Origin of the sequence: Pantoea sp. BS_8 (genome assembly GCF_041954965.1) — a bacterium.
In the GTDB taxonomy this organism is placed as follows: Bacteria; Pseudomonadota; Gammaproteobacteria; order Enterobacterales; family Enterobacteriaceae; genus Pantoea; species Pantoea stewartii.
In genome coordinates, this window is sequence record NZ_JAVAXU010000001.1 from 792,642 (window position 1) to 806,370 (window position 13,729).

Genomic DNA, 13,729 nt, shown 5'->3' on the forward strand with positions numbered 1-13,729 from the left:
GTTCCTCATGAGTTTTCTTAGTGAAATAGTCGAGAAAAATAACCATTTTCTCGTTACGCTGGAGAAAATGTACCAAAACGGTAATCCGGTAGTCCTCATTGGCGCAGGCTGTCTGGCTACCAAGACCAGTGAATATATGGCGCGTAATCACTTGCATATCGATTATGTAGCGGTCAATGAAATGTATTTTTCTCCTGGTCAAACGTTAAACGAACTGACTGTTGTCCCTCTGGAAAGTTTGCTCAACACCAATAAAAAATATAATTTTATTATTGCACTACAGTATGTGGAGCAGGCGTTTTTAAATTCATTATCAGACGTTCAATCTGAAGTGCTGGTCTATGACCCCTCTTTTACAGGCGTAAACACCGAAGATATTATTTCCTATGATTTTTGTCAGACCCATGCTGACGCCCTGAATTCCTTATATGAAAGTCTTGGTGATGATAAATCTCGCGAGACGTTTATCGCATTCATGAATCAGCGTATTAGCGCACGCCCTGACTATATTAAAACAGTGTATGATGAGAACCATTACTTCCCAACCGATATTGTCGCGTTGAGTAAGTCCGAGGTTTTTGTTGACTGTGGTGCTTATAATGGTGACAGCGTGAATGCTTTCGAAGCCGCACTGGCCACCCGCGGACTCCCTTCGCCGAAAAAAATCTTTGCCTTCGAACCTGACGACGTCAATTATCCGTTGCTGTGTGCCGCTACAGCGGATAAAGCGTATTGTGAATGCCACCAGGCAGGCGTATGGAGTGAAGAGACAACGCTGTATTTCGACTCAGGAAAAGCGTTGGATTCAAAAATTACTGAAAAGGTCACGACTAACAGTATCGCATTAACCACACTCGATAGCGTTATTGCGGACAGTAAGGTGACATTTATCAAAATGGATATTGAAGGCGCTGAGCTTTCTGCGCTGGAGGGGGCGAAAAACAGTATTCAACGCTGTTACCCACTGTTGGCAATCAGCGCTTATCACAAACCGGATGATCTTATAAAGATTCCTGCTTATATCAAAAGCATTATGCCCGGGTATCGATTTTATCTCCGCGCCCATCATCCTGTTCATGCTTTTGAACTGGTGTTGTACGCGATTCCTGCCTGATTTTTTTGCATCAGCCCGGCTCTCGCGTATCAGCCGGGCAGAGTTGTTCTCATTACCTGTATCCGTCGTCTGTGCCCTTCCCGTTTCTTTTTCGATATACCGCTGTCAGCAACGATTTTTTGAGATGAGAAACGATTAAGAAAGCAAGATCGTGCAGATGGAAAGCATGTGAGATGTGCAGCGTCAGGCAAACGCATGTTCCTTTTTGCCTGACGGGCTTGTAAAGATCCGGATTGAAGCCTTACGCAGCATTCACATTGCTGGCGCGCATAATAATGTTAATAATCTCATCCTGATCCGCTTCCGCCAGGTTTGGATGCACCGGTAAACACAACACCTGCTGAGAAATTTGACTGGCCACCGGCAAATTTGAAGGAGCCGATGATTCATAGCCTTTGTACATCGGGAAATCGGAGATGAGCGGATAAAAATACCGTCTGACATAAATATTTTGGCTTTTGAAGTGATGATACAGTTCATCACGCGTCATCGGGAATAATCCCGCGTGAACAAAGACCGGGCAATACGCATAGTTCCAGTCGGTTTCATCAACGAGCGGTAGTAGCGTAAGTCCGTGTATATGCCCTAATGCCTGCTGATATTTTTCGTAGATGACTTTACGCTTAGCCAGCGCTGAATCCACATGCTTCAGCTGGAGTAATCCAAATGCCGCCTGAACTTCATTCATTTTGCCATTGATACCCGGCGCAACCACCGTGGTTTCATCGGCAAAGCCAAAATTCTTTAAATAATCAATACGTCGTTTGATTTTTTCATTCGGGCAGATAATGGCGCCGCCTTCAAACGTGTTAAATACCTTTGTCGCATGGAAGCTTAAAACAGAAAGATCGCCGTGATTCAGGATACTGACGTTTTTTTGTTTAACACCAAAACAGTGCGCGGCATCGTAGATGACTTTCAGACCGTAGTTGTCGGCAATACGTTGAATGCGTTCGACATCGCAGGGAATGCCATAGCAGTGAACGGGTAAAATTGCACTGGTGGTAGGCGTGATGGCGGATTCGATTTTTTCAGGATCGATATTGCAGGTAACAGGATCAATATCGACGAATATGGGTTTTATGCCGTTCCATAATAAGGAATGGGATGTCGCGACGAAAGAATAGGGAGTGGTAATCACCTCTCCCGTGATTCTGAGCGCCTGAAGCGCAGTCACCAGCGCCAGGGTACCGTTCGCGAACAAACTGAGGTGCTCGACACCGAGATAATCGGCAAGGGCCCGTTCCAGCTCCTGGTGATACGGACCACCATTTGTGAGCTGTTTACTGTCCCAGATACGTTCTAAATAAGGCAGGAACTCTTCCAGGGGCGGCAGAAGAGGACTTGTCACCAGCACATTTGATGAGGGTTTGTTTATCTTCATCGGATAACTTCCTGACCTTAAATAATTGTTGAATGCGTACAGGGCTTTTATCTGGCGCGCTGTCTCTGCACGTCATTTATGCCTGAGTGGCTTCAGATAACGCCTGTATCCGGCCGAAAAGTGTCATAAGCGCGTCCTGGTTTACCTCGTTATACGCTTTTTCTTTCAACTGCTGACTGAGCGTGTCACTCAGCGACGTATCAGCACAAAGCGTTGCGATAGCCTCTTTCCAGGCGTTCGGGTTATGTTTTACTCTCCAGCCGGGAACGGACTCACCGAATGTAGGATGATCGCTATACATCGCCGGTATCCCCATTACTGCTAACTGCATGAGTACGTTGTTATCTTTGTAACGGTTTTCATCATTGTTGCAGCGCGCAAGCACGGCGATATCGGCGTCACAATGCAGCAACTGCGCGACCAGGCGGGCCTCAGTCTGAAAACGGTACGTTTCCCTGATATAAGGCAGCCATTCCGGCGGACAATGTCCAATGACAATCCAGTCAAGCTTTTCCGCACTTGCCGTTATCGCTGGAGTCAGTAATTCACAATCTTTCTTCCTGAGAGCGTATGTGAAACACACGACACGGCATTTGTCTTTTTTCTGCTTAACCCTATCCTGACAGGGTTGCACTAAAACATTGGGAAGAATAACGACAGGTTTATGGCGCTTTTTGAGCCAATTGGCCAGTGCATTGCTGTACGTTAGCCAGTTATCGATAACATTATCTTCAATTAATTTTTTATATTTCCGCGCATTCGGATCGTCCTGAATAAGATAATGAACACGACAGGTTATGGCGTTTTTGAGTTGCCTGATTGTCTGGCAGGCGAGATCCGTTAGTTCGCCGCTGATAACGAGCTCGTCAGGATGATGCCGCAATAATTCTGGCGCGGAGGGTATCTGTTCAAGAAGCACGCTTTTGACGCCACCGGCATTCATCAGCCTGTCCAGCGCGGTGGTAAATCGCTGCACGCCAGTATCATTCTGATCCTGCGCGATAAAAATGACGGTGCGTGTTTCGCCAGGTTTGAGCGGGTTCCAGCCCGTGACTAACGTGCTGTCTGCGGTAAAAAGGGTTCTGTTCAGGCTTAAATTTTTATTATAAGCCGGATCATCTGCCAGAACAGGGAGCCAGGCGTGATAGAAACGGTCAAGTTCCTGTGAAGGCGACAACGCATATTGTGGCGGAAAGTCCGTCACGGCTTCCTGTTTCGCTACAACGCTGTAAGGTGTGCATATTGCCCGACCGCCCTGCTGAACCAGTCGCAGATTCAGGTCCAGTCTGGCCAGCAGAGGTTGTGTATAAGCCGTATCAAATCCACCGACCTCCAGCCATCTGTCTTTTCTGATTAACAGACAGTCTGTGGCCAACGTCGAATAACTACAGTCGCTTTGATAGCGTGACAGGTAGCCTGCATTGCCCCATCTTTCGGCATAACCAACGGGGAAGGCCAGGCCCCTGACCCCAAGAATTTCTCCGGCACATAAGATCTGACTGTCCAGGTTGATAATATGAGGCGCGACGCAGACAACATCATGCCGAAGGGCATGACATGCCAGCGCCTCCAGCCAGCCGCGGCTGACAAATAAAACACGGGGATCCAACAACAGCAGAAACTCGCCTTCTGCCTGCCCTACTGCCTCATTAATCGCCGCTTCCTGGGTTTGGCTGCCATGACTTTTCAGGATGTTGATGTTAACCGACGCTGTTGACAAATTTGTCGTCAGCCAGGCCGTGATGGCCTCAGAGGTCGCCGGCGTCACAATAACAATCAACTGGCATACAGGTTGATGGGTTTGTTCAAATAACGTAGTGATGCAACACTGCAGTTGATGGATATCTGTGCCAGCGACAAGTATGATGCTGAGCGAAATCACCGGCTCCGTGCTGTATCTTAACCGCCACGGCTTACCCGGCTGGTGCTCCACTACACCCTGGCTGAAGCCCTGCTGCTGAAGATAAGATTGCAACACAGCATGTTCCTGCTGCAGATCCTGTGCCACACAGCTGTTCAGAGGCGTCACGGTAAAGACCTCTGAAACATGACCAAACACGTTGCTATCGCGCGTAGCTAACAGTCGCGTAATCGCATCCAGCTCATAGCACGCGGATAAATCAGCATTAAACCCGCCGATAGCCATCAAGGCGTTTCGCGCGAAGATCCCGCGCTTAAGGTAGAGTGAAGGCTGACTCAGAAAAAGGTCCGGGCAAAATGCAGGCTTAAAATGAGGATGAATTTTCCCTTCCTTGTCAGAGAGGCCTTCATCCGCGTAAACAAAGGCGCATCCCGTTCTGCTGTGCAAGGCCTCAGCAAGGAGTCGTAAACTTTCCGCTGTAAACTGACACCCGGCAGGAACGACGTATATCCAGTCGTAAACGTTCTGCTCCAGATGACAATTCATTTCATTCAGCCACACATCAGACCGAATCTGAAAGACACGATCGTCAGAAACGTGGCACGTTTCCTGCGGCGTCGCCAGTAAAACTGCGCATCCTGTTACCTGATCTAACTGAGGCAATAAGGCATTCAGCGTCGAGGTCCTGTCCGCTTCGCTGCCTGGCTGGACGGCAATCAGCATTCTGAGGAGTGGCAGTGATGAAGGACTCTGCACCTCTTCAGCAGGAGCCGGAAGTTGCCGCTTATACAGCCAGTCATTCAAAGCGTGTCGCTTATCCTGCGCGGCACGTTGTTCGGCCTTTTCTTGTGTCAACGTAACGAAGTTTTCAAACTGTTGCTGACTTCGCGCGCGTCGGACCAGAAAATAGTCTCGCATCTTCCATAAATTCTGGCGCTCGGTATCAATAGCTTCCTGGGTGTTTTCCCAGCAAAATCCAGCGCCACCGTTGTCACGCACGGTTTCCTGCGTAATGGCATACTTTTCATAACCCGGTGCGGTTAACGCAACTACAGGACTTCCGCATAAAATCGCCATTGCGCAGGTGCCCGAGGACTCATACGAATAAAATACGCGCGTACGCTTGAGCACAACGGCAAGTTCTTTCAGCGTCAATGGGTTTGCCATGGACAAGATTTTGGTATCCGCGGGTAGCTGGCTGAAATCAACGACCGACTCAGGCACACGATTCAGGTAGAGGATATTCAGGTCTTTCTGCGGGTTGTCGTCACAAAATAATTGCAGATCAAAGGATTCGATTCCCAATATTTGTGGGTCAACGGCTTTTTCAGCAAACTCATTGCGGTACCAGAAAAATAAATCATCCGGTCCTTCATGGATCCGGTTATTCATGATCACGCCTTCCCGGTTCAGCATATAGCGAACACATACGGGCGCGGAAAGAGGATTACCCGATACGATTTCAGGGTAAATGGCAATCCAGGGTTGCCCGCTGTTTTGAATAACTTTCCAGTCTTCACTGTTTATCACCGGCGTATTCCATTCTGGATTCACGCGGCAATTAACCATCCAGGCTTTACCGCCCTGTTCATTAATCATGTGACAGAGCTGATGGATAACCTGAACGCCGGATGAAGATTCGATGTAATCCGGTGCCAGAAGTAAGTAAGGAAAGGTGAACCCACGCATAACAGCCTCTTTTTCTACAGGCGCGACAATGAAAAGCTGGCGTTGCCTGAACGTCGTGTGTCTCCAGGGAGACGTTATATCCAGTCATGTAACGACGGCGTCATCATCAGGACGACGCGCCGCCACTGTCTCAGGCAGAAAGCCAACTTCTCTGCCATTCGTTTAATCCCTGCTCCCTCAGGTACCAGTCCTGATGGACCGCCGCGCGAAGTTGATCGCCCAGACGACGAGTGGCATCCATATCCGCAAGGTGCGCGCGTATAGCGCCCATCCAGTCTTTAAAGCGGTTTTCGACGAGCGTGACGGGCAGGCCACAACGATAGGGTTCGATACTGGTGGCAATGATCGGCACGCCACAGGTGCCGATCTCCAGTAACCGCAAATTACTTTTGCATTCATTGAACTGGTTGACTTCGAGCGGCACCAGCGCCAGATCCAGGTTCAGGCTGGCCAGCTTTTCGGGGTACATATCAAACGGCACGCCAGTGTGGAACTCACAGTGCACGCCCCGCGGTTTCATTCCCATGAAAACCCATTCAACCTTGTCCTCCAGCTCCTTGATAAGCGGCAGCAAAATTTGCAGGTCACCGGCATGCGTACTGCCGCCCGCCCAGCCGATACGCACTTTACGCCCCACGCCGCGCTGGCTGGTCAAATGGCCCCACTGACCTTCTGCGAGACGGTTCTGTGCAATGCGGATGTCATGATGGAAACGGCTGTAGGCATCCGCTAACGGTGCGGTTGACACAACCACCCAGTCCGCGCACTCCATTACTTTGCGAAGATTTTTGACAATCTGTTTAGGGAACTGGTTACGGTTGCCATTTTTCACCGGTACGTTGAGCAGGTAGTCGTCGTACTCAACCACGATTTTGGCATCGCAGACGTCGCGATATTGCGCCATGACCGACGGGAAACGACCGCCACTCAGCGACTCCAGCACAATAATATCAGGCTGTAACAGTGCGATTTCCATTACGCCGGGAATTTGCTGAGTCAGTCCGCCCTCAAGCAGCAACTGACTTTCCATGGCCTTGAACGGTTGCAGGATGCGGTGATTGCCACATCCCTGCCAGTCGACATGGTGTGCCAGCACGACAGGCAGTGGCCTGCCCGGCAGCGGCTGCTGAAAACGCGCCGTCCCTGCACCCAGCGTAAACGGTTTACCTGCCCGCTGCATCAGCGGATGGTTACTGGGATCCTTTAACAGCGTAGCGCGCCACTGCTGGCGAAGCCGACTATAGTCATGCTGAAACGGCCTTTCCTGTACGTTGAACTTTTCTGGCATCAACCGCGTTGCACCGCCCATATGGCGAACACGCGACCACGGCGTCCAGACGTTTAAGTAACCTTGTTGCTGCGCACGTAACCCCAAATCGACATCCGCGAAGTAAAGCGGGAAATCGTTCTCAGCAAAGCCACCCAGACTAAAGAACACGTCTTTGCGGACCATCATGCAGGACGCACTCACTGCAGCAAGATTGTGCTCCGTTTGCAGATAGCTCTGGAAACCTCTGGCATGTTCCTGCATCCCCTCCCACGGACTGTCAACGCCGTTCTGTACCCCCAGCAGATAACCGCCGTGCTGAACCCGGCCATCGTGGTATTCAAGGCGCGCCCCGACTAATGCGACCTCTGGCCGCAGTGCATGCTCCAGTAGCGCATCCAGCCAGTCAGGTTGCGTAATCTGGCAGTCGTTATCCAGGAACAACAAGACGTCGCCCTTCGCCTGCTCTGCGGCGCGATTATGCATGGCGGCGAAATTAAACGGCGCGTCGTAACGCAGTACCTTAATCTGTTCGATATTGAGTTTGTCGAGATCGTTGAGAAAGGTACAGGCCTGCGCATCCACGGACTGATTGTCGACGATCAGTAATTCATAATAGGGATAACGCGTTTTCTCCATCAACGTATCGATGCAGGCACGCAGTAAGGTGGCATGGTCACGCGTGGGGACGATAATGGAAATGAGAGGCTGCGTGTCCCACTGATAGCGCACCCGTGCAAAACCGGGATTCACGCCGGCATCAAGTGACGCTTTTATCCCTAAACGCTGTAAATGCGCCTCGACAACGCGCCGATAGCCGGCTTCACAGGACTGCGCTTCATTCCAGCGCCCGTTCTCTTTTTGGCCTCTGACTACGACATCTGCCACATGTCCGAGCGCGCCCGGTCCCTGATTTTCAATGCAACGCCACAGCCATTCATACATGATCAGAGGATTGACGGCATCCTCGCCCTTCCCCGCCGCCTGCACTTTCCGGCGGTCAAACAGCAACGTGCGGCCTACGTAAGGCGTACTTCTTAACAGATCGATATTGGGATCGGGACGAAGAATCGCTCCCGGCTCATTCATATCATCATTAAAGGTTTCATCGACATACCACACAGCCGTTTCCGGGCGTCGCAAACGCTGCTCTGCCAGCAACAGCAACGCGTCAGGCAAAAGCTCATCCCCTGCCATCACCAGCAACAGCGCGGCTGGCCCGGTTTGGTGATAAACGACCTCGTTAAGTTCAGCGACCCAGCCTGAGGGACAGGCGCTTATCGTCCTCTCATTTAACGCAATATCGACATCGCTCAGTAACATGACCGTCGCGGGCGGCAATGTTTGCTGCCTGACGGCGGCAAGGGAACGTTCACAGGCTGCGGCATCACTGTTTTCATCAATGATCACGATCCCGATGTCGCCACTTTCGGGCACAGACTGAATAAATGACTGTAACGCTGCGCGTCGGGCTTCGGTAATTGACCTGTCTTTCAGCCACTGCTCAATAGAGTAATTTTTATCGGCCCAGGACAGGACGGACTGTCTATGAAAGCGTAACGCATGTTGCGCCGGGTCATCCATGGACCAGCGTTTGGGCGCAGGGAGCTGGCTGAGGATAGTCTGGATCGCAGCAGGCATCGTCCATTTATCGCCAAAGCGGCCCTGGTTTGCCCGGGTCCATGCCACGGCCTCACTGAAACCCCGTTTGAGTGCGGCGATCCACTCCTCCGTCTCCGGGCAAAACTGCAGATTCACCACGGTAAAATGCGATTGTTCAAACTCCTGAAGGTTATGCGCGTTCAGATAACCTTCCACGCCGGTTGTAGACGCTAAAAATACCGGAATACCCAGTATTAACGCCTTGGCCACAATTTCATCGCCACCCATGACCATATCGTAGTTGTCCAGCCACTCAGGCTCAATCCGACTCACAGGCTGGCTACAGTCGAACCATTCCAGCGTAATGGACTGACTTTTCAGTTGCTGTTGCAGCTCATACATTTCGGCGGAAATATCCGGAGCGTAATAAAGTATGCGTTTGAGCGCAGTGCGGGCATTACGAGATGGATAGCAACTGAATGCGGAAGGAACGGTAAACGGCAAAACAGCGATCTGACTGGATAGCAGTCCGTTTTGCAGCAAACGTTCTGACACCACAGGCGACAAACTCAATGACAGGGAGGCGAGCTGATTTTCCAGCTCAGCGCCCCACGGCATATAAATGTCATGATAATCATAAAAGTGGCGGAAAATAACCGGGGCCGTGCCTGTTAACGTTTCCAGCACGGGTAACAATTTTTGTGCAATAAAACCCTTATAGACCCAGATGAGGCTATAAGCATCAGCGAGCGTGCCTTGCTTATCACTGATAATGCGGAAAGCCGGGTTGGATTTGTACTTTTCCAGTTCAAACGACAGCGTTTTACCATAGGTACTGGTGACAATATCCACCTGCCATCCCCCGGGTAAAAAAACATCAATGATATCGAGCGCCTCATTCACGTGAAGAGAAAACTGCTCAACTCGGTCAATGCTTATTAAAAGCCTGTTCATCTGACATCCTCTGGTTGTGCATAGCACTATCCTGCACGTAAGTACCTTACCTGTTTCAGGCTATTGTAAATTTTTGGGCATTAACTTAGGGCGGGAAAAGCTATAGCAAAGCGGGCTAATTAGACCGATTAAAAAAAACGCCCTCATTTCTGAGAGCGTTTTTAATCTGACGGGCTGTGCGGCGATTAACGCAGCAGAGACAGCATGGTCTGTGGCACCTGGTTGGCCTGTGCCAGTACAGAAGAACCGGCCTGCTGCAGGATCTGCGCGCGGGACATGTTTGACACTTCCGTTGCGTAGTCCGCATCCTGAATACGGCTGCGGGCAGCGGTCAGGTTGGTCACGGTGTTGTTCAGGTTGCTGATGGTGGACTCAAAACGGTTCTGAGACGCACCCAGCAGGCTGCGCTGGTTGTCGACCGCTTTGATGGCCGCATCGATGTCCGCCAGAGGTGAACCATCGGTGGTGCCACCGCTTGTTACGGTCCCGCTCATCACGTCAAAACCTTCAGCCGCGGTAGTACGCGCGTTGCCATTGATAGTCTGACCGGTTGTCTGAGCAGTCGCACCAGAGGTATTGAACAGGTTGAAACCGTTGCTTGCACTGATGGTGATACCGATGGTTTCGCCGTCTTTTGCGCCAACCTGGAAGTTATACGTCTGAGAACCTGAACCGGTATTCAACACTTTAATACCGTTAAAGTCAGTCTGCTGAGTAACGCGGTTGATCTCTTCCATGCGCTGGTTAACTTCCGCCTGGATTGAGTCAATGTCAGACGCTGAGTTAGAGCTGTTCTGCGCCTGAACGGTCAGGTCACGTACACGCTGCAGGTTGTTGTTCACTTCAGTCAGGGCGCCTTCAGCCGTCTGCGACAGAGAGATACCGTCGTTGGCGTTACGGGCTGCAACGGTCAGGCCGTTGATGTTAGAGCTGAAGCGGTTAGCGATAGCTTCGCCGGCTGCGTCGTCTTTTGCGCTGTTGATACGCAGGCCAGAAGACAGGCGCTCAATCGCCGTACCCAGTGATGACTGAGATTTGGTCAGGTTGTTCTGAGTAACCAGCGACAGGGTATTGGTATTAATGACTGCCATAATAATTATCCTTCATGATGATAGGGTTCAGATTTGGGCTGCGGCTTTATCGCCTTCATTATTGTTATCGTCGAACGGGGGACAAACTTTATACATTACTTAAATTTTTTTAACCGATTTGGCAAAAAAAAACGCCCTCATTTCTGAGGGCGCTTTTAATCAGACGGGCTGTGCGGCGATTAACGCAGCAGAGACAGCATGGTCTGTGGCACCTGGTTAGCCTGTGCCAGTACAGAAGAACCGGCCTGCTGCAGGATCTGCGCGCGGGACATGTTTGACACTTCCGTCGCGTAGTCCGCATCCTGAATACGGCTGCGGGCAGCGGTCAGGTTGGTCACGGTGTTGTTCAGGTTGCTGATGGTGGACTCAAAACGGTTCTGAGACGCACCCAGCAGGCTGCGCTGGTTGTCAACGGCTTTGATCGCCTTGTCAATGTCGGCCAGCGGTGTGGTACCTGCTGCAGTACCGCCGGTACCGCCGGTTACTGCGCCTTTCAGCACGTCGAAACCGATAGCTGAAGTGGTACGCGCGTTACCGTTAACGGTCTGACCGGTTGTTGAGCTGGTGTTCTGAGTGGTGCCAGACTGGCCCGCTGCTGCCAGGTCAAAACCGTCGCTTGAGCTGATGGTGATACCGATGGTTTCGCCGTCTTTTGCGCCAACCTGGAAGTTATAAGTGGTGCTGCCTGAACCGGTGTTCAGAACTTTGATGCCGTTGAAATCGGTCTGCTTGGTGACGCGGTCGATTTCCTGCATACGCTGGTTAACTTCAGCCTGGATTGAGTCGATGTCAGATGCTGAGTTAGAGCTGTTCTGCGCCTGAACGGTCAGGTCACGTACACGCTGCAGGTTGTTGTTCACTTCAGTCAGGGCGCCTTCAGCCGTCTGCGACAGAGAGATACCGTCGTTGGCGTTACGGGCTGCAACGGTCAGGCCGTTGATGTTAGAGCTGAAGCGGTTAGCGATAGCTTCGCCGGCTGCATCGTCTTTTGCGCTGTTGATACGCAGGCCAGAAGACAGGCGCTCAATTGCAGTACCCAGAGAAGACTGTGACTTGCTCAGGTTGTTCTGGGTAACCAGCGACAGGGTGTTAGTGTTAATCACTGCCATGATGTTTTTCCTTTAAAAAATTGAGCCATATTAGGCGTCTGAATTCGGCTAGCTTACCGACAACCTGATTATCGTCAGCCCTCGTTCAACCTTTAGAAAAAAAATTCAGTAATTTTTCGCCAGCCAAATCCGGGAAGACAATTAAAGAAAGGGGTTTTATTCAGCCATCAATTTTTTCAGAAACAGGCTAATCTTTTGCCACTCGCTGCCGATACCCATTTCACTTAACGTAAACTCGTAAAGGATTAAAGCATGGCAAGTGTAAGTTCACTCGGTGCTGGTACGAACCTCGACCTGAATACTCTCTACAGCAGCCTGGAATCCGCTGAGCAGACTAAACTGACGCCTATTACTAAGCAGCAGGCGTCCTATAACGCTCAGCTTACCGCCTGGGGCGTGGTGAAAACCGGCCTGTCAAAATTGCAGACCGCGGCGGCGGCATTGCAAAATGCCTCGACAATTGCGGCTACGAAAGTCACCAGCACGAATACCGCTTTCACTGCCACGCTGGCGAGCAAAGCCTCCGCCGGTAACTATTCTATTGAGGTTACTCAACTCGCCTCTTCGCAATCGCTGCTGTCAAAATCAGCCAGCAGTAAAGATACCGATTTAGGTGATCAGAGCCTGGCATCTCGCACGATTACGATTTCCCAGTCTGGGCAGAAATCGCCGCTCACGGTAACACTGAGCAAAGATCAAACCAGCCTGTCTGATATTCGCGATGCGATTAATAAACAGCAAGGCAGCGTAAACGCCAGTATTATTAAAGCAGACGATAATACCTATTATCTGTCTCTGACTGCACGCGACAGTGGCACAGCGAATGCGATGACGGTCAGTACGGACGACGGCACGCTGTCCCAGTATATTAATTACAGTTCGGGTGGCAGCAGCAACGCGATGACCGAACAGGTTGCCGCTAAAGATGCGCAGTTAAAAATTAACGGCGTGTCCATCACCCGCAGCAGCAATACCGTCACGGACGCGCCTGAAGGTGTCACGCTCAACCTGACGAAAACCACCGCTGCAAATACACCGGAAACGCTGACCGTCGCCACAGACAATCAGCCAATGACAGCGGCAATCCAGGCTTACGTGGATGCCTACAACTCCCTGCAAACCACTATCGGTAACCAGACGAAATATACCGCGGTGAAAGCGGGTGAGTCGCAAAGTTCCGGTAACGGCGATCTGTTGGGTGATAATACCTTACGTAACATCCAGACCAGCCTGCGCAGTCAACTGTCCAGCGCACAAGCCAGCGGAAACCTGACCAGTCTGTCACAACTGGGGATCACGCAGGACGTTAACGGCAAGCTGACTGTGGACAGCACCAAACTGGACAAAGCCCTGACCAATCAACCGACAGATGTCCTGAACTTTCTGACGGGTGACGGTAAAACAACCGGGTTTGCCACACAGGCAAATAACAAACTGACGCAGATACTGGCCAGTGACGGACAGGTACAAAATGCCACTAACGGCATTAATACCTCACTGAAAAAACTGTCCGATCAGTACGACGAAGTAAACAGCCAGATTGCGGCGACCATGGCGCGTTACAAAACACAGTTTACCAGTCTGTCTACCCTGGTCAGCTCCATGACCCAGACCGGTAACTATTTGACCCAGCAGTTCGCCAAACTATAACAGGAGTG

Annotated in this window: 7 protein-coding genes; 2 read left to right on the forward strand and 5 right to left on the reverse strand. The window is 50.9% G+C overall.

Translation table 11 applies throughout. The features are described 5' to 3' along the window. Positions 1-7 precede the first annotated feature (7 nt). Positions 8-1,114 (forward strand): FkbM family methyltransferase, encoded by a 1,107-nt coding sequence (locus RAC65_RS03650; protein WP_375096364.1) that lies wholly within the window; start codon positions 8-10, stop codon positions 1,112-1,114. Between the two features lie 241 nt (positions 1,115-1,355). On the opposite strand, the gene RAC65_RS03655 is transcribed toward RAC65_RS03650, so the two are convergent. The 5 genes from RAC65_RS03655 to RAC65_RS03675 all read right to left on the reverse strand — a co-directional run bounded on the left by RAC65_RS03655 (position 1,356) and on the right by RAC65_RS03675 (position 12,071). Then, a complete protein-coding gene (locus RAC65_RS03655) occupies positions 1,356-2,498 on the reverse strand; it encodes a DegT/DnrJ/EryC1/StrS aminotransferase family protein (protein ID WP_164482095.1) in 1,143 nt (380 codons plus the stop codon). A 76-nt stretch (positions 2,499-2,574) separates the two neighbouring features. Continuing rightward, on the reverse strand, positions 2,575-6,048 hold the full coding sequence (locus RAC65_RS03660) for a glycosyl transferase family 2 (protein ID WP_375096365.1): 3,474 nt from the start codon (positions 6,046-6,048) through the stop codon (positions 2,575-2,577). A gap of 130 nt (positions 6,049-6,178) precedes the next feature. Further along, entirely contained in the window at positions 6,179-9,871 is a 3,693-nt protein-coding gene (locus RAC65_RS03665) for a glycosyltransferase (RefSeq protein ID WP_375096366.1), read from the reverse strand. A gap of 185 nt (positions 9,872-10,056) precedes the next feature. Next, positions 10,057-10,962 (reverse strand): flagellin, encoded by a 906-nt coding sequence (locus RAC65_RS03670; RefSeq protein WP_039342628.1) that lies wholly within the window; start codon positions 10,960-10,962, stop codon positions 10,057-10,059. Positions 10,963-11,141: 179 nt separating this feature from the next. Then, complete coding sequence (locus tag RAC65_RS03675; RefSeq protein WP_006119482.1) at positions 11,142-12,071, reverse strand: flagellin; 930 nt, start codon at positions 12,069-12,071, stop codon at positions 11,142-11,144. Positions 12,072-12,323: 252 nt separating this feature from the next. Here RAC65_RS03675 and fliD point away from each other — a divergent pair, with 252 nt between their 5' ends. Next, positions 12,324-13,721, forward strand: coding sequence for a flagellar filament capping protein FliD (gene fliD, locus RAC65_RS03680; RefSeq protein ID WP_033742060.1), 1,398 nt, complete (start codon positions 12,324-12,326; stop codon positions 13,719-13,721). Positions 13,722-13,729: the final 8 nt, after the last annotated feature.